Origin of the sequence: Dongshaea marina, from assembly GCF_003072645.1 — a bacterium.
Lineage (GTDB): Bacteria > Pseudomonadota > Gammaproteobacteria > Enterobacterales > Aeromonadaceae > Dongshaea > Dongshaea marina.
The window spans coordinates 265037-281984 of record NZ_CP028897.1 but is presented as its reverse complement, the minus strand read 5'-3'; the positions used below and the strand labels follow the sequence as shown (position 1 = coordinate 281984).

The following is a 16948-nucleotide window of genomic DNA, read 5'->3' as shown; positions in this document are numbered from 1 at the left end:
GTGTTTATTTCTTGATCAGCTCTTTTCGACCTGACCAAACTCCAGCTCAACCGGAGTCGAACGACCGAAGATCAGAACCGATACCTTCAGGCGGCTCTTCTCGTAATCCACCTCTTCAACAACACCGTTGAAGTCGGCAAACGGACCTTCGGTAACACGAACCACTTCACCCGGCTCAAACAGAGTCTTCGGACGTGGCTTATCGTGAGATTCCTGCAGACGATTGAGGATCGCTTCTGCTTCCTGATCTGAGATAGGTGCCGGACGATCGGAAGTACCACCGATGAAGCCCATCACACGAGGAACACTGCGCACCAGGTGCCAGGTTTCATCGTTCATCACCATCTGTACCAGGACATAGCCAGGGAAGAACTTGCGCTCACTGCGGCGCTTCTGACCGGCACGCATCTCCACAACCTCTTCGGTTGGGACCAGCACTTCACCGAACTGCTCTTCCATCTGGTGTAACTTGATATGCTCCTGCAGCGACTTAGCCACGCGGGATTCAAAGCCGGAAAAGGCCTGAACAACATACCATCTCATTCTTGTTTCAGACATGGCTTAACCTTTCACTCCAGTAATATGGCCAATGATCCATACCAGGGCACCATCGATGACAAACATCAAAAAGCCCATCAGGCAGGTGATGGCAATAACGATCAGTGTCGTCTGTACGGCTTCCTGGCGTGTAGGCCAGACGACCTTACGAATTTCCAGACGAGACTCTTTGGCAAATGAGATCGTCGCTTTACCCTTGGTCGTTGTCCAGGCAACCAGCAGTGCCAGCACAACCAGTACAACCACGCCGACGATACGAGTCGCCAGCAGACCTGTACTCTGCAGAGGCAAGGTATCCAATGCCGCATTTGACCCCATATACCAGTTACCGGCGATCGCCAGCACTAGCAGAACAAAAACCAGAGTCCACTTGAGTTTATCAGAGGAGGGTTGCTGGCCTTCTGTCTTCGCATTCATACAACGTACCTGTACTCAACATGATTGAGACGCTCATCGCTTGCACAGTGCAAGTGCGCCCTATCTACCATCTGTTTAACCGACAAAGCCGAGGCGATCGCATTGCGATAAGCTTCGGGCCTGCCTGTCCGCCCTTAACCGGTGCTCAATTCTTCACCGACAGAAAAACCTCACTATTATATGAGCTTTACGCAGAATTAAAACCCGCGAATGCCCGGCTGAAGCTTTTCTTTCGTTTCTTCTCTCCGATTCAGCTAAAACTCGCAACCTGTTGGATAAAAATCTCAGTCTGAAAGCTGAAAATATCTTCAAGTGATGAAGGAGCTTTGAAAGTGCAAAAATAGAAAAAAGAAAAGAAAAAAGAAGTGGTGCTGATACCCAGATTTGAACTGGGGACCTCACCCTTACCAAGGGTGCGCTCTACCAACTGAGCTATATCAGCAAATTGGAGCGGGCAGCGGGAATCGAACCCGCATCATCAGCTTGGAAGGCTGAGGTAATAGCCATTATACGATGCCCGCACGCTTATGTGCGATAAATGGTGGAGGGGGAAGGATTCGAACCTTCGAAGGCGGAGCCGTCAGATTTACAGTCTGATCCCTTTGGCCACTCGGGAACCCCTCCACATTTTTTGGTGCCGGCAGTAGGAGTCGAACCCACGACCTACTGATTACAAGTCAGTTGCTCTACCAACTGAGCTATGCCGGCGACAGCGAGACGCATTCTATGGTAAGGGTTTTATGGATGCAAGGTGATTTTGTGATTTTTTTCACGCCAGCGACCCATCCGGGCAAAAAAGCATCGCATCGGGCAAAAAGTGTATTTCCACCCGGCCCATCAGGACTCGCGTGCTTACGGATACCGCCCGGAATTCATATGAAAAAGAGGGCGGGCCTGCCAATTCAGCGCCGAACGTCTTGCACCCCTAAGCCCCCTTGGTATAGTGTGCCCCTTTTACACCAATAAGCCATCGTCATGAGCGACCAGCAAGCATCCAAACTCAGCCCCTATCTTGGCTTTAATCGCCAGCAATGGGCGGGTCTGCGCAACTCTGTGCCCCTGTCATTAACAGAACAGGATCTCGAACAGCTGCGCGGGATCAACGAATCCCTCGATCTGGATGAAGTCTCGGATATCTACCTGCCTTTATCGCGACTGCTTAATCTAAATTTTAAATCCAAACAGCGCCGCCATGAGGTACAGCAGGAATTTCTGGCTACCAACCAGGGCTCGGTCCCCTATGTCATCGGCATTGCCGGCAGTGTCGCAGTCGGTAAAAGCACCACCGCAAGGATTCTCCAGGCCCTGTTGGATCGCTGGCCCGAGCACCCCAGGGTTGAGCTGGTGACCACGGATGGTTTTCTCCATCCGACCAAGGTGCTTCAGGAGCGGGAGCTGATGCATCGCAAGGGGTTTCCGGAATCCTATGACATGCAGAAACTCATTCAGTTTATCCGGGCGATAAAAGCCGGTGAGCCCAGAGTGAGTTGCCCCATCTACTCTCACCTCATCTACGATATTCTGCCGGATACCGAAAAAGTTATCGAACAGCCGGATATCCTGATCCTGGAGGGGCTCAACGTACTACAGACCGGGCTGGATTATCCGAGTGATCCCCACAAGGTGTTTGTGTCCGACTTTCTGGACTTCTCCATCTATGTTGATGCCGAGGAGGAGCGCCTCAAGACCTGGTATATCGAGCGCTTCTTGAAGTTTCGCCAGGGTGCATTCCGCGATCCTAACTCCTACTTTCATCACTTCTCCAGCCTCAATGAACCAGAGGCGATCCAGACGGCGGGGCAGATCTGGGATGATATTAACTACCCAAATCTCAGGGATAATATTCAGCCGACCCGGGAGCGGGCCGATCTGATCCTGACCAAGGGACAAAACCACTTTATTGAGCAGATCAAACTCCGGAAATCCTGAGCTGAAGAGGCGTTGCCTCTTCACTCCTGAGACCTTAATTTGTGCTGCGCACAGTTAAATTTGCAGCTTCGCTGAATGATTGCCGGGGTGCCGGCAGCACCTTACTTTTGTACCGCCAAAAGTAAGCAAAAGCTCTCTTCGCGTGATGAGTCCATCCATCAAGCTACGATGCTCGGCATCCTGCCTCGAAAAGAAAATTGCTTTTTATGCTCACCTTCACCTGAAATAGTCAGCCTACTCGCTCAAGGCTGGCATAGGTTGCAGGCACACCATCGGGAGCAGATCTTAATTTGAGACTGGTAGAGCCACAGTCAAGAATCCTCCACCCATCCCTGAAAGTATCATAGATATCTTCCGCTAATACTGCCCGTGGTGCATGGGGTCTTGGAGCCTCAATGGCCAGATTAAGCATATACAGGCGTGAACCTATGGGCATGACGGCCTCCAGGGAGGATAGATAACGGCTTCTGGCATCATCATCGAGCATGTGGAAGAAACAGCAATCGAGGACTGTATTGAACTCCTGACCAAGCTCACAAAGCTTAAAGGCATCCCACACTTTAAAACTAAGATTCTCAATACTCTGAGAAAGATGTGAGCTGGCCCTGCTTATCGCGGTCGGAGAAAAATCGATGCCCAACACTTGATGGCCAAGGCTTGCAGCAAATCTTGAGAGATCCCCACTACCACAGCCTATGTCCAGAACCGGAGAGCTGATTTGTCCTGAGCTCAGGATCTCAGAAAAATACTCCTGATGACGCTCTATATCCCAATTTGGCTGCTCCCTGTATTCATCCTCAAATCTTTCCAATGTCATTCCAAGTTGCTGATTCATAGACACCACGACAAAAATTGACCCAAATGAACACCCTAGCGAAAAACAAAAGATTTACCAAAAACCGAAAAGCCAGATGTTTAAAATCAGGACTCGCCCTTGTGGTCAGGAACTGACTTGCCGTTCTTTTATTGCACAAATATGATGGGTCAACGGATGCACAAAAAGGGGGCCCAAAATGGCACTCGAGTTACAAACCAAGCGATTGATATTAAGGCAGATTACTAAGCAAGATGCGGATCTCATTTTTCAGCTGTACCACGAGCCTGAAGTCATTCGTTATGTTTGTGACCCGCTTTCTGATGAGGTGATCCAGCAACGATTTGAGAGCAGGCTTCCCCTATGGAATAAGGAAAGCCCTCACTGGCTTGCACTTACCCTGATCGACAAGGCCTCGGGGCAAAAAATTGGGATTAGTGGGTTTCTTTCCGAATGGGAGCCCTACCAGCAGGCAGAGCTAGGATTTCTTTTACTTCCTGAGTTTCAGGGCAGAGGCTATGGCACGGAATCGCTACAGCGAGTCCTGGAGCTTGCTTTTGATGAGTTGGGTTTTCACAAGGTTAAGGCAACTGTCACCGAAGGGAATAGCGCCTCATCCAGGTTGCTCACCCGCCTGGGATTTCGTTTGGAAGGAAGGCTTCGTGATAACTTCAAACTTGCCGGCTGCTGGCAAAATGATCTTATGTATGGCCTGCTTCGAGAAGAGTTCCACAACCTGGCGTCAGCAGGGACTTTAGGGTAACCTGCCCGCCTTGTACGAAATAACCTCTTCTGACCTCAGGTCGATAACGAGCCTCCATGCGTTTAGATAAGTTCATCAGTGAAACCACATCCCTGACCCGCTCGCTTGCCAAAAAGGCGCTGCATCGCGGCGAGATCTGCTGTGATGGCGAGGTGGTGAAAAACTCCGCCTTTAAGGTGAAGGTCGGTTGTAAGGTGACTCTCAATGGTGAGCTGCTGGAGCTCAGAGGTCCTCGCTACATCATGCTCCACAAGCCAATTGGCTATATCTGCTCGACCATAGATGAGGAGCACCCATCGGTGCTATCTCTTCTTAAACTCAATAACCGCGACAGGCTCTGCATCGCCGGGCGGCTGGACCTGGATACCACGGGTCTGGTGCTGATCACCGATGACGGCCAGTGGTCCCATCGAATCACCTCCCCCAAAAAGGAGTGCGGCAAGCGCTATCGGGTGCAACTGGCTGATCCGGTGGAGGCCTCCCTGACAGAGCAGTTTGCCAAAGGCGTTGAACTTCGCGGTGAGCGGGAGCTGACTCGCCCGGCAAAACTAGAGATCCACTCCCCCACCGAAGTGCTACTGACAATCCATGAGGGCAAGTACCACCAGGTTAAGCGGATGTTTGCCGCGGTCGGCAACAAGGTGATTGGGCTACACAGGGAAAGTGTCGGGGAAATTGAGCTGGACCCGGCCCTGGAACCCGGGCAATGGCGCTATCTTAGCGAAAATGAGATCAAGTCCGTGTAGACTTTTCCCGAGCCGGAGATTCCTGAGTCCATCACTTTTTGCGAAGAGACTTCATAACCATTTCAGGGCTAAAGTCATAGCGCTTGACCTTCGGATTATAGACCTTGGAAAACTTTCGAAAGTCGATCTCCTCCCACCGGCTCTGGATGAGCAGTGGCTGGTATTGAGCCAGGTTATCCCGGGTGATTGGATACATCCGGGGCTTGAAGCGCTCCCGGATAAAATCCTTGCCATGGTGGTAGTCATAGAGCATCACCAGCGCCCAGGCGCCATCCATGAAATGCCCCCGATGGTTGCCACCAGCTCTCCCCTGCTAACCTTGTCGATCGCCTGTGGGTGCCAACCACAGCTGACAAACAACAGGTCTTTACCCGGCTGCTTTCCCTTATCCAGGGCAGCCTGGATCTCACCTATGGCGGTACTATCATTGACTCCCCAGAATGCCTGAATATTCGGGTAGTGAGTGAACAGATGCAGTGACAGCTTAAAGGCCCGCTGCTGAGTCCAATCACCTGCAACTATCTTTAATAACTTCACCCTATCTTCACGTTCAGAAACCGCCTTACCTAGTCCCCTGACCCGCTCACTGGAAGCCTGAGTGTTTGAGGTTCCCGCAATGGCAGCAAGCTGAACCTTGCCATAGGGCTTGTCCATCCCCTGCTTCAAAGCCTTATCCAGCAACACAGTGCCCATCTGGTAGCCAGCAGAGTAGTTGTCGGGGATCAGTTCGCCAATCCAGCTCTTGTAATACTGACGTGGCTTACCATACTCCCGGCGGTCGCGCTTGCTCTCAAATCCATTGATGAATAGAAAGGTTTTGAGATCCGCCCGGTCGGCAATTCTCAGCAGGTCACCGCCAATTCCATTTTCGTTACTGATCAGCAGATAATCCGGAAGATGAGGGCGGTCGACAATCTCTCTTAGCTGGGTCACCGCCAGCATATTTTTCTCCGAGTCCAAAACCTCCAGCTCAATCCCCAGATCCTCGGAGGCCGCCTGCATAAATTCAATGGTTTGCTTCCAGAACCAGTTTCCCGCACCAGGATTGAGCAACAGCACATGCAGCGGCTCGGTTGCCACGACTCGCAGACTAAATAGGAGTAAGCCGAACAGTAAACATCCCTTGACCATAATGATTTCCGCCCTGAGATCCTATCTTGATTTTAGAGGGTTGAGGAAGGCTTTGCCTGAGCCCCTATTCACCAATCATAAATATCCGGCAGAAATTCGATTGTCTCAGCGGCGGCGGGCCCCTTAAGATAGGCGCCTGGATACCAAGGGAGATGAACCTGTGAACAAAATAGTTGGCCTGCTACTGGTCATGATCTCAAGTAGCAGTTTCGCTACATCTTTGAACTTTCTGAGCATCAGTGACCCTCACCTGAATATAGATAGCAAGCACCAGATGCAGATCGATCCCAAGGGTTATGCCCCGGCCAATGATCTGGATCTGGCCACTTTTAACACCCTGACCTCTGAACTCAAACAACATACGGGCTCGGGTCAGCTTATCCCACAACCTAGCTTTATCCTGCTTCCCGGCGATCTGGTGGGGCATAAGATCTTCAACTTCGGGACCCGCAAGAGTTTTGTCCTCAAAAATGAGCAGGCCGTCTTTGAAAACATCCAAAACAGCTACCCAGATACTCCGATTTTCTACGTGTTTGGTAATAACGACTCACCCCAGCGCAACTATGGGGATTTTAGCTCTAAAGATGGCTCACCGCTGGAGGCTGCCAGGGCCGCCGGGTTTAAAAACGGTTTTCTCTCAACAGGAGTAATCTGTCATGAGAACTCTGATGTCCTCCCCTGCCTTGAGGAGCAAAATCCTAAGCTTGGTTTTTACTCTGCCAAACTGGCACCGGGACTTAAGCTAATTGCACTGAACAGCATCATGTTTTCACCTAACCATGATGCCAAAGCCACCAATACCCAGGCTCAGTTTAACTTTCTCAAACAGCAACTGGCCCAGGCACAAAAGGAGCAGTACAGTGTATTGATCGCCATGCATATTCCTGTGGGCAACAACCTCTATGATGGAAAGAAGTTCTGGAAAGCTAAGTATGAAAAGGAGTTTTTGAAGATCCTCAATGATCACAGCTCAGTCGTCAGGGGAATTCTGGTGGGTCACACCCACATGGAGCAATTTCAGCCCATCGTTTTGAAGAGTAAGACCATTGGCCAGTACTACACCGCCGGACTCTCTACCTCCCATGGAAACTCACCCTCGGTGAAGTCCTTCAGGCTCTCCAATGAAGATGGCAATTGGACCCTGGCCAACTATACCGCCTATGGATTCCACCGTCAGGATGGCAAAATCCAGCTCAACAAGAGTTATCGGTTTTTCCAGAACTACTGCCCGGCGCAGTTAAAGCGGCCCAACATCAATCTCTGCCTGAACGGGGTCAATTTTAAGGAGGTGTATCCAAAGATGACCGAAAATAATCCAAACTACCCGAACTATAAGATGAGCTCTCCCCAGTCCTTTCGAGTCATACAAGAATGACAGGGAGCCTGCTATCCCCTGTGGGTAACAGCAGAAAAAGTTGATCTATGGGTCAGCCCGGAGCAGTCAATCGGTCCGGGCATAAAGAGGATGACTCGGGTCTCTACCGGGGACGCAGGGAGATCTCGCCTCCCATAAATTTCTCAAGTCCCTTGGCGGTATCCACCAGCAATGCACCCTGAGGATCGATCCCCCGGGCAACGCCTTCAATCTGCCGGTCACCAAGCAACAGGCGAACCGGCTGATCATGGAAGCAGTCAAACCGGTTCCAGCGCTCGTAAAAGGCGCTCATCCCGTCGCGCTCAAATAGCTCAAGATCCGCCCGAAGTTTATTGAGGATCACCGCCGTCAGAAGATTTCGATCCAGAGGGTAGCTCACCGCCTCTGCCAGCTCAGACCAGGGCTGATCGATTTGCGGCTCTCCGCTTGCCGAGAGCTGCAGGTTCAGCCCTATCCCCGAGACCACGTGGCAGGCTTCACCCGCGGTGGATTTTAGCTCCACAAGAATTCCGGCCAGCTTACGCCCCTGGTAATAGAGATCGTTTGGCCACTTGAGACCTACTCCCTCGATCCCCTGCTCTTTGAGAGCTTCCACCACCGAGCAGCCGATCACCAGGCTCAGCCCCATAGCGGCCCCCATCCCCTGTTCAAGCCGCCAGTAGAGGCTCAGGATCAGCTGTCTGCCAAAGGGAGAAACCCAGCTCCTGCCTCGTCGGGCACGGCCGGCGACCTGGCACTCAGCAACACAAGCTTCCCCCTTCTCCAGCTCCTGAACCCTATCTAACAAAAACAGGTTGGTCGAATCTATGACAGGAAAGCAGTGCAGCGGAGCGCCCGGAGCAAGCTCTCGCATCCGCTCTGTCTGGTAAAGCTCAAGGGGCGAATGCAGACAGTATCCCTTGCCGCGCACACAGAAAATATCCAGACCGACTTTACGCAACTGTCCGATATGATTGTTGATTGCCGCACGGGAGATCCCAAGCAGATTTCCCAGTCGCTCGCCGGAGTGAAACTCTCCATCGGCTAACAGCTCTATCAATTGCCGGCGAACCGGAGTGATCACACTCATTGAACTACCTCATCTAATGTCACAAACCCCTGAGCCCCAAGCAACTGAACCTCTGGCTCCAGAGTGACGCCAAACATCTCGTTCACCCGGGCCCGCACCAAGCAAGCAAGGGAAACCAGTTCCCGGGCCGTTGCGCCCCCCAGGTTCACCAACACCAGGGCCTGCTCCTGATGGACCCCGGCCCGTCCCAATTCAAATCCCTTGAGTCCCGCCTGGTCTATCAACCAGCCCGCCGCCAGCTTACACATATCCCCTGCCACCGGATAACAGGGCATCTTGGGATAGTGCGCTTTTAGTTCATCCGCCAACTGCTGGCTGACCAGTGGATTCTTAAAAAAGCTTCCGGCATTTCCAAGCTCACTTGGATCAGGAAGTTTTTGCTCACGTAGCCGGCACACTCTCTCGAAAACATCCTGGGGTGTAGCATCCTGGGAAAGCGACTGGAGGGGGCCATACTCAAGATTTGCCTGCCACGTCTTAGGAAGCTTCAGGCCGATACGGGTAATGATGTGGCTGTTACGTAAGCGGGTCTTAAAGATACTGGTTCGGTAACCAAACTCACACTCACCCACGGCGAAACGCTCCAACTCCCCCGAAAGCCGGTTATACGCCTCGACATACTCACAAAAAGTCGCAAACTCAATCCCATAGGCTCCGATATTCTGTACCGGCGCCGCCCCTGAAGATCCCGGGATCAGCGCAAGATTCTCAAGGCCAGGCGCTCCCTGCTCCAGGCTCCACTGCACCAGCTCCAACCAGTTCTCACCCGCTCCGGCTTCCAACAGGTAATGATCATCCCGCTCCTTTAGTTCACGTCCGGAAATGCGATTAAGCAATACAGTGCCACTGAAATCCTCGACCGGGAGAATATTACTGCCCCCTCCAACCACAACCACAGGTGCCTTGCTATTGTTGCAAGCCTCTCGCAGTGCACTCAGGGAGTCGATGGTAATAATCTGGAAAGCAGACTGCTCCAGACCAAAGGTATGCAATGACTTAAGGGAGTGGGAAGATCTATCCAAAACCGGGTACTCTTTACAAGGTTGACAGCGAATTCTACCACAGCCAGCCCCGGGTCAAAATTTCACGCTTGTAAACTCTCTGGGTTATGCTGAGAGAGAGTCGAGGAGTCAATAATGGCCAATAAACAGTTTGCAGTGATTGGATTGGGTCGATTTGGTACCGCCTTGTGCCAGGAGCTCAGTTTGCAGAATGTGGAGCTGATGGCGATCGACATCGATGGTGCCCAGGTTAAAAATGTTGCTGACATAGCAACCCACTCACTGCGCGCCGACACCACAGATGAAGCTGCAGTCAAAGAGCTGGGCCTTGAAGCATTTGATATTGTATTTGTCGCCATTGGTGATAATGTCAAAGCCAGCATACTTACGACACTGATCCTCAAAGAAGCGGGGATCCGCAGTGTTTGGGTCAAGGCAAAAAATAAAAACCACGCGCGTATTTTGCAGAAAATTGGTGCGGATAAGGTGATCAATCCCGAGCGGGCGATGGGACAACGAATTGCGCACAGCATGGTCGACAGAAGGGTGTTTGACTCTCTGGATCTGGGAAGCAACCTGCAACTGACCGAGATGGTGATCACCTCGAGTGTATCGGGAATTCGCCTTGATGCCCATCCACTGTTTGGTGTGCCTGAGCTGATCTTGCTGGCGCTCAAGCGAGGCCCAAAAGTCTATGCGCCGCTTGAGCCAGACCTGGAGCTGCTCACCAGTGATATTCTTATTTTCATCGGACCCAGGGAGGTTATTCAGCAGCAGCTGAGTCTTCTATGAAAATACCTAAACACCCCATCTTTTCGATGCGTACCCAGCGCGCCAAACGCTGGTCCGAACCGCAGATCATCCTGGCAAGCTTTCTGAGCATATTGATCCCGGCCTCTTTGTTGTTGATGATCCCGGCAGGCTCAGTCACCGGACTCAGCTTTGTCGATGCCTTGTTTACTGCCACCTCAGCCATCAGTGTAACCGGATTGGGAGTGGTGGATACCGGCACCCATTTCACCCTGATGGGGCACATTGTACTAATGCTGCTGATGCAGATTGGCGGACTCGGGCAGATGACTCTGTCGCTATTGCTGCTCTCCATGCTCAGAGCCCGAATTGGCCTACGTCAGCAGCTGCTCGCCAAAGAGGCTCTCGGGCAGGAAACCAACATCGATGTGGTCAAACTGGTACGCAGCATAGTGATCTTCGCCTGTGTCATTGAGCTCATAGGAATGAGCATCTTGGCGTTTCGCTGGGTCCCCTTACTGGGCTGGGAGAAGGGACTGTTTTACAGCCTGTTTCATGCGATCTCCGCCTTTAACAACGCAGGCTTCTCGCTATTTCGCTCTAATCTGATGGGTTATGAAGCAGACCCCCTGGTCAGCCTGACCATTGCCGGACTCTTTATCCTAGGTGGACTGGGCTTTACCGTGATTATCGATCTATGGCGCAAGCGTCGCTTCTCCAGACTACAGCTTCACTCCAAGCTGATGCTGGTGACCACCCCCATGCTGCTAATCATTGGCATGCTGCTACTGTTTTTGCTGGAGCGGAGCAACCCGGCAACTCTGGGGGGCCAGGATACGGGCTCCCAGCTGCTCGCCTCCTTCTTCCAATCGGCAACCGCGCGGACCGCCGGATTTAATACCATCAATATCGGCGCCATGACCCATGCATCCTTGCTGGTGATGATGGTGCTGATGTTTATCGGGGCTGGTTCCACCTCCACCGGTGGCGGGATCAAGATCACCACCTTTGCCATCGCTAACCTGGCAACCCATGCCTTTTTGACCAAAAAGCCCAATGTCTCGGTCTTCCAGCGCACCATCTCCCGTCAAGTGATCTTCAAGTCCCTGGCAATTATCGTGGTGAGCAGCATGGTGCTGATCGTCGCAATGTTCCTATTGATGATTACCGAAAAAGATCCCTTTATTGAGGTGATGTTTGAGACAGTCTCCGCCTTCGGTACCGTGGGACTGAGCATGGGGGTCACCAGTGATCTCTCGACCCCGGGCAAGCTTATTCTGATCGTGGTGATGATCATAGGTCGCCTCGGCCCGCTGACACTGGCCTTCATGCTGACCAAACCTCGCGAGTCCAAGCTGACCTACCCCGAAGGAGATGTATATACGGGATAGCTCAGGTTTTGACCCGATAGGTTCACTGCTGAAGCTACTGTAGAGTCATGCTCATCCTGATCCCTAAGCCTTCATCAGAGCCATCTTAAGAGTGGTCGATGAATTAAGGAACACATGAGCATAATCAATTTGAAGCCGGACTACAGATTATTAAGCTTGCCAGGCATGAGTCTCCTGATCCTGGCGGCTTGCTCCTCCGCGCCGGAGCCTCAGGCTCAACCGGATAGCCCGGCACTAAAAGAAACGGTTGCAACCATCTCAAGCTCTCATAGCCAGGGAGCCAGGAGAGCTCTCGAAAGCATTGGCTTTGAGTCAGCCTCCGTTGAAAACCCCGAAGCCCTCAAGGAGGCGGCTCAGATGATGCTTCAGTATCAATCCTCGCCTCAGACCATTGACTACTTCAGATTCCAAAGCCAGCTCAGGGAAAGCTCCTCAAGCGTAAAAGAGCAGGAAGGGGATCGGGTTGAAGGTAAAACGCATGAAAGCACCAGGCAATCCGAATCAGAGTAAGCCTGGACCAGCTCAGAGGCCAGGCTTACCACAGATCATCAGAATTGAGCAACTATCAGTAGTACCCCAAACAGGCCACACAAAATGAGGCCCATTCCGCCTCCGATTACCTGATAGGCGTGCTCTCCCACCAGGTTTCTCTTGCGGGCGCACCACACCATGGCACAGGGGATAAAGATCGCCAGAAAGGTCAACGCCAGCCCGGCGTAGGCAAGAGCTCCCAGGAATTGATTGGGAGCCAGGATCCCAATCAACAATGGCGGAAGCAGGGTCATCAGCGCACTCTGAAAGCGCCCCAGACGATGGTTCGGTCGCTTGCAGATCTCCGCCAGCAGATCAAACAGGGCCAGCGATACCCCAAGAAAAGAGGTAGCCAGAGCCACTGCGGCAAAGATATGCAGGATCGGCTGCAGTTCGCTCATACCATGCCCCAGTGCCGTGACCAGCTGGTTCACATTCCCGGACAGCCCGGAGAGATGTTCCGCAGAGAGATTACCGATACAGGCGATAAACCACAGCCAGTAGCAAACCAGCGGGATCCCACTTCCACCCAACACCACCCAGCGTAATTGACGGCCACTGGCGTTGGTGTAACTCACCAGCGAAGGAATAACCACCATGAAGCCAAAGGAGGTGAACAGGACAGGCAGGGTATTCATCCAGCCATCCAGCTGTGGAGTCATCTCATAGAGATGGGTAAAGGAGATCCGTGGCAGCATCATCACCAATGCAAGCAGCAAACAGATCAGCATGATGGCAAACAGCAGCCGGTTAAACTTATCTACCGCCGCAGTTCCCAGCATTACTACCAATCCACCAATCAGTACCACCAGCAGCTGGCACAACATCATAGGCCAATGCCAACCAAAGGAAGCGAGAGTTCCATGGAGCAGATCGCCGGCACCAATCACATAGGCCATCAGCAGTGCATAGAGCAGAAACATCATACTGGCATTGGTCAGCCACTGACCCCCCTTGCCAAGCAGTTTGCCTGCCATCCCATGCATATTACTACCAACGCCGACCCGCAGGTTAGCCTCCAGCAGTAGCAGAGCCGCATAACTGGTAAAAGCCCACACCAGAAGCATCACCAAAGAGCCTCCGACAAACCCCAGGCGAGCCAACACCATGGGGATCGCAAGCATACCTGCGCCCAATGCCGTTCCGGCGACTATGAGTGCACTTCCAATTAGTTTGAGATTCAAAATCTACTTCCTCACATGACTGATCTTTAGTTTAGTGAGGTTCGAGGGGAAAGGTAGATGAGTTGGCGCCACGCTCTCAAGCTTCCCGACGGTGAACCTCACTGGTTCTGTCGGTTTGCTTCGATGACGACGCTGAAATTATATTCTGCTCAGCCCAGCCATCGAAGCTGTATAAACTGAGCAAAATAATAGAAATTGATCATTAGATGATTACAACTCAACTATCATTTTGATGGAAAATGGGCCCGCCATTAGCGACAGGCCCGGAGAATCTAGCATAGAAAAAATCAGCAGGTCAACGGGTGTTTTAAATTTAGCCGCTAAAACTGTGCCGCAATCAGGACCACACCAAAGGCGCTGATCGCCATCACCCCTAGCTCACCACCCCGCACCCGATAATCAGCGAAGCTCAGGCCGGTTTTTCCACGACGTAGCTGCCAAACCATAGCGCTTGGGATCAAAATAGCAAAAATCGTCTGGGCGATTCCCGCATAGGAGAGTGCGGCCAGGAAGTGGTTGGGAGCAATAATCGCGATCACCGTCGGCAATCCAAGGGTCAGCAGCGCATTTATACTGCGCCCCCTGAGGCTTGAGGAGCTTTTGCACACCTCTGCCAGCAGATCAAACAGGGCCAGGGCCACTCCGAGAAAAGAGGTCAGCAGCGCCATCGCCGCAAACAGATTCAGCACGGTCCGCAGGTGCCCTCTTTGCTCTGAAAGGGCTGTAACCATGGCATGAACATTTCCTGCCATTGAAAGTAGCTTGCCTTCCGGAAGGTTCCCGAGACAAGCCAGCAGCCACAAGAAGTAGCACAGCAGTGGGATGGCACTACCGATAATGATAATCCAGCGCATCTGCTTAATGGTTGCACCACTGTAACGAACCAGCGAGGGGATCACCACAGAGAAACCAAAGGAGGTAAACAGAACCGGCAGACACAGTAACCAGCCTTTAGCGTGCAAAGGCGCTGCCAGTAACAGGTCCATCTTGCTGCTCGGCAGCATCAAAATCAGAGCGGCGAGAAAAAAGACTATCATCAGGGCAAACAGGGCACGATTGAGCCTATCCACCAAGGCGGTACCACAGATCACCACCACGGCTCCCAGCAAGGCAAATAGCAGCTGGCAAACCAGCATAGGAAGCTGTAACCCAAAGTAGTCAAAAGCGCTGTGAAGCAGATCGGCAGCCCCTATGATGTAAGCCATCAACAGGGAGTAGAGCAGAAACATCATGCTGCCATTGGTCACCAACTGACCGGCTCGTCCCAGAAGTTTTCCTGCCATGGCGTGCATATTACTGCCAACCCCGACACTCAGGTTCACCTCCAGAAGCAGCAGCGCCGCATAACAGGTGATCCCCCAAACCAGCAGCATCATCACGGTTCCAAGAACCAGACCAAGCTGTGCCAACACCATGGGAATACCAAGCATACCGGCTCCAAGAGCGGTGCCAGCAACTATGAGTGCACTTCCGACTAATTTAAAATTCACTGATGATTTCCTCACATAAGGCAGCTGATGTTATCAATAATGAGTTGTGAGGTTCTTAGGAAGGGAAGTCAGGGAAGTATTATCACACTCGTAAGCTCTCCGCCCTTGAACCTCTCAGGTTCAAACGGTGCTTCGATGACAATACTGAAGACTTTAAACACTCAGTGCAGCCATCGAAGCTGAATATACTGAGCGTAATAATAAAAATTAAACATCCAGTTGAGACTCTATTGCTCTCTTGATTTTTCAAACGTGGCAGATAAGGCCACGAACAGCCCAAGCAATCTAGCACAACAAAAATTGCTACGTCAACGAACAAATATTCTCCTTTGAGCTGCTACAATCGTCCAACATAAGAAAAGACATTAAGCAACAGGTAGATAGGGGAAGTAAGTCCGCCATGCTGCGATTACTTACAATACTGATTGTATTACTCATAACGCTCAATCCGCTCGCACATGCGGACAAGCTAACTATCTATACCGAGAACTCTCCCCCGGGAAATTTTGTTAATGCTCAGGGAGATCTCACAGGTCTGAGTGTCGAAATAGTCAAAGCAATTCAGGGTAAGCTCAATCAACCGGGAAAGATCCATCTTGTCCCCTGGGCCAGGGGCTATCGAATCATCTCCAGCACTCCAAATACCATGTTATTTTCCACAACCCGAACTCCCGAGCGAGAAGCTCTGTTTCAATGGGTGGGACCACTCTTTGAAGTCAAATGGCTGCTGGTTGCCCGCAAGGATTCCCCTCTTATCATCCACTCACTAGACGATGCCAAAAAACTGGGGCAGATCGGCACCTATCGCCATGATGTCCGGGAGCGTTATCTTGAGGAGCTTGGGTTTACCAACCTGCACTCGGTCAATAAAGCACTGCAACTTCCAAGACTCCTTGAACGCGGACGCATCGATGCATTTATCACGACCAATATTGCCATGAGTCGTCAGGAGCTGGGCCAGATCCAGAAGCCAGGTGAGGTATTCAGAATCATCTACGAGTTCAAACGCTTTCCCCTGTATATGGCCTTTTCACGCCAGACCCCTGAGGCAAGCGTTAAAGAGTGGCAGCAGGCTTTTGACAAGCTGCTTGAGCAGGGAAAGATTCAGGATATTCGAAATCGATGGTTCGAGCTCCCCTTCACAGACAACAAAGACCCGGCAAGGAGTCAGTAACATGCCCCTAATCGACCTCACTCACACCTTTGGCTCACCGATGCCGGTGTTCCCGGGCGATCCTCCCGCCACACTCACTGAAATAGCGAGCGTGCGAGAAGATGGTTTCAGTAATCACCTCCTGAGCTGTGGGATGCACACCGGCACCCACATGGATGCCCCGATGCACTTTATCGATTCAGGACTGAACATTAGCGAGCTGGGGCTCTCACGACTCATCGGCCCGGCGATCCTGCTGGATGCCCGGGGCCAACAACAGTTACAACTATCCCTGCTTGATGGCGTCACTGTGCGCCGCGAACTGGCGGTACTGATCCTGACCGGACATGACAAGCACTTCGGCAAGCCTGAGTACTACCAAGCTTACCCTCTCATCACCCCTGAGCTTGGCCGAAAATTGACCGATTCAGGGGTCCGCTTGCTGGGGCTGGACACTCCAAGTCCGGATGACTCTCCCTTTGCCATCCACCAGCAGCTCCTGGGAGCAGGGATTCCCATCATCGAAAACCTGACAGGGCTGGAGCTGCTCCTTGATTCCGGTGAGTTTGAACTCATGGCTCTGCCATTAAAGGTTGAGGCCGGAGGCGCTCCGGTGAGGGTTGTGGCCCGATTATAGGCAGAGACC

General features: G+C 52.1%; 18 protein-coding genes and 4 tRNA genes. 9 read left to right on the top strand and 13 right to left on the bottom strand.

The features are described from left to right. Nucleotides 1–15 precede the first annotated feature (15 nt). The 6 genes from nusG to DB847_RS01500 all read right to left on the bottom strand — a co-directional run bounded on the left by nusG (nucleotide 16) and on the right by DB847_RS01500 (nucleotide 1683). Nucleotides 16–558 (bottom strand): transcription termination/antitermination protein NusG, encoded by a 543-nt coding sequence (gene nusG, locus DB847_RS01525; RefSeq protein WP_108649128.1) that lies wholly within the window; start codon nucleotides 556–558, stop codon nucleotides 16–18. 3 nt (nucleotides 559–561) lie between these two features. Continuing rightward, nucleotides 562–975 carry a preprotein translocase subunit SecE gene (secE, locus tag DB847_RS01520; protein ID WP_108649127.1) on the bottom strand — a complete coding sequence of 138 codons (414 nt, stop codon included), beginning with the start codon at nucleotides 973–975 and terminating at the stop codon, nucleotides 562–564. 366 nt (nucleotides 976–1341) lie between these two features. Continuing rightward, a tRNA-Thr gene (locus DB847_RS01515) sits at nucleotides 1342–1417 on the bottom strand. 4 nt (nucleotides 1418–1421) lie between these two features. Beyond that, nucleotides 1422–1496, bottom strand: a tRNA-Gly gene (locus DB847_RS01510). 18 nt (nucleotides 1497–1514) lie between these two features. Beyond that, nucleotides 1515–1599 (bottom strand) — tRNA-Tyr (locus tag DB847_RS01505). 8 nt (nucleotides 1600–1607) lie between these two features. Next, nucleotides 1608–1683, bottom strand: a tRNA-Thr gene (locus tag DB847_RS01500). Nucleotides 1684–1950: 267 nt separating this feature from the next. Here DB847_RS01500 and coaA point away from each other — a divergent pair. After that, the gene (coaA, locus tag DB847_RS01495) at nucleotides 1951–2904 is read left to right on the top strand and encodes a type I pantothenate kinase (protein WP_108649126.1); all 954 of its coding nucleotides are present in this window, start codon (nucleotides 1951–1953) and stop codon (nucleotides 2902–2904) included. Nucleotides 2905–3133: 229 nt separating this feature from the next. Here the strand turns inward: coaA and DB847_RS01490 are convergent, their stop codons facing one another. Next, nucleotides 3134–3739, bottom strand: a complete 606-nt coding sequence (locus DB847_RS01490) for a class I SAM-dependent methyltransferase (RefSeq protein WP_108649125.1) — start codon at nucleotides 3737–3739, stop codon at nucleotides 3134–3136. A 178-nt stretch (nucleotides 3740–3917) separates the two neighbouring features. Here DB847_RS01490 and DB847_RS01485 point away from each other — a divergent pair, with 178 nt between their 5' ends. Then, the gene (locus DB847_RS01485; RefSeq protein WP_108649124.1) at nucleotides 3918–4481 is read left to right on the top strand and encodes a GNAT family N-acetyltransferase; all 564 of its coding nucleotides are present in this window, start codon (nucleotides 3918–3920) and stop codon (nucleotides 4479–4481) included. A 56-nt stretch (nucleotides 4482–4537) separates the two neighbouring features. Beyond that, on the top strand, nucleotides 4538–5227 hold the full coding sequence (rsuA, locus tag DB847_RS01480; RefSeq protein ID WP_108649123.1) for a 16S rRNA pseudouridine(516) synthase RsuA: 690 nt from the start codon (nucleotides 4538–4540) through the stop codon (nucleotides 5225–5227). 31 nt (nucleotides 5228–5258) lie between these two features. Here the strand turns inward: rsuA and DB847_RS01475 are convergent, their stop codons facing one another. Together DB847_RS01475 and DB847_RS01470 are read right to left on the bottom strand one after the other, a co-directional pair. Then, a complete protein-coding gene (locus DB847_RS01475) occupies nucleotides 5259–5504 on the bottom strand; it encodes a hypothetical protein (RefSeq protein WP_108649122.1) in 246 nt (81 codons plus the stop codon). After that, nucleotides 5480–6358 (bottom strand): ABC transporter substrate-binding protein, encoded by an 879-nt coding sequence (locus DB847_RS01470; RefSeq protein WP_108649121.1) that lies wholly within the window; start codon nucleotides 6356–6358, stop codon nucleotides 5480–5482. Before DB847_RS01470 ends, DB847_RS01475 begins: the two co-directional genes overlap by 25 nt. Before the next feature lie 160 nt (nucleotides 6359–6518). Here DB847_RS01470 and DB847_RS01465 point away from each other — a divergent pair, with 160 nt between their 5' ends. Next, entirely contained in the window at nucleotides 6519–7733 is a 1215-nt protein-coding gene (locus DB847_RS01465; protein WP_108649120.1) for a metallophosphoesterase, read from the top strand. A 103-nt stretch (nucleotides 7734–7836) separates the two neighbouring features. Here DB847_RS01465 and birA read toward each other — a convergent pair whose 3' ends face one another. Together birA and murB are read right to left on the bottom strand one after the other, a co-directional pair. Beyond that, nucleotides 7837–8802 (bottom strand): bifunctional biotin--[acetyl-CoA-carboxylase] ligase/biotin operon repressor BirA, encoded by a 966-nt coding sequence (gene birA / locus DB847_RS01460; protein ID WP_108649119.1) that lies wholly within the window; start codon nucleotides 8800–8802, stop codon nucleotides 7837–7839. Continuing rightward, a complete protein-coding gene (gene murB / locus DB847_RS01455; RefSeq protein WP_108649118.1) occupies nucleotides 8799–9824 on the bottom strand; it encodes a UDP-N-acetylmuramate dehydrogenase in 1026 nt (341 codons plus the stop codon). The genes birA and murB overlap by 4 nt, the downstream gene beginning before the upstream one ends. Before the next feature lie 114 nt (nucleotides 9825–9938). Here murB and DB847_RS01450 point away from each other — a divergent pair, with 114 nt between their 5' ends. The 3 genes from DB847_RS01450 (at nucleotide 9939) to DB847_RS01440 (ending at nucleotide 12454) form a co-directional block, all read left to right on the top strand. Continuing rightward, nucleotides 9939–10595 carry a potassium channel family protein gene (locus tag DB847_RS01450; RefSeq protein ID WP_108649117.1) on the top strand — a complete coding sequence of 219 codons (657 nt, stop codon included), beginning with the start codon at nucleotides 9939–9941 and terminating at the stop codon, nucleotides 10593–10595. After that, nucleotides 10592–11944: a TrkH family potassium uptake protein gene (locus DB847_RS01445; protein WP_108649116.1), complete on the top strand. Its 1353-nt coding sequence runs from the start codon at nucleotides 10592–10594 to the stop codon at nucleotides 11942–11944. The genes DB847_RS01450 and DB847_RS01445 overlap by 4 nt, the downstream gene beginning before the upstream one ends. Before the next feature lie 114 nt (nucleotides 11945–12058). Next, on the top strand, nucleotides 12059–12454 hold the full coding sequence (locus DB847_RS01440) for a hypothetical protein (RefSeq protein ID WP_108649115.1): 396 nt from the start codon (nucleotides 12059–12061) through the stop codon (nucleotides 12452–12454). Between the two features lie 38 nt (nucleotides 12455–12492). Here the strand turns inward: DB847_RS01440 and DB847_RS01435 are convergent, their stop codons facing one another. Together DB847_RS01435 and DB847_RS01430 are read right to left on the bottom strand one after the other, a co-directional pair. Further along, the gene (locus DB847_RS01435; RefSeq protein WP_108649114.1) at nucleotides 12493–13659 is read right to left on the bottom strand and encodes an amino acid permease; all 1167 of its coding nucleotides are present in this window, start codon (nucleotides 13657–13659) and stop codon (nucleotides 12493–12495) included. A gap of 320 nt (nucleotides 13660–13979) precedes the next feature. Continuing rightward, the gene (locus DB847_RS01430) at nucleotides 13980–15149 is read right to left on the bottom strand and encodes an amino acid permease (protein WP_159084323.1); all 1170 of its coding nucleotides are present in this window, start codon (nucleotides 15147–15149) and stop codon (nucleotides 13980–13982) included. Nucleotides 15150–15549: 400 nt separating this feature from the next. On the opposite strand from DB847_RS01430, the gene DB847_RS01425 reads away from it, so the two are divergent. After that, nucleotides 15550–16323, top strand: coding sequence for a substrate-binding periplasmic protein (locus DB847_RS01425; RefSeq protein WP_108649112.1), 774 nt, complete (start codon nucleotides 15550–15552; stop codon nucleotides 16321–16323). 1 nt (nucleotide 16324) lies between these two features. Beyond that, nucleotides 16325–16939, top strand: coding sequence for a cyclase family protein (locus DB847_RS01420; protein ID WP_108649111.1), 615 nt, complete (start codon nucleotides 16325–16327; stop codon nucleotides 16937–16939). Nucleotides 16940–16948: the final 9 nt, after the last annotated feature.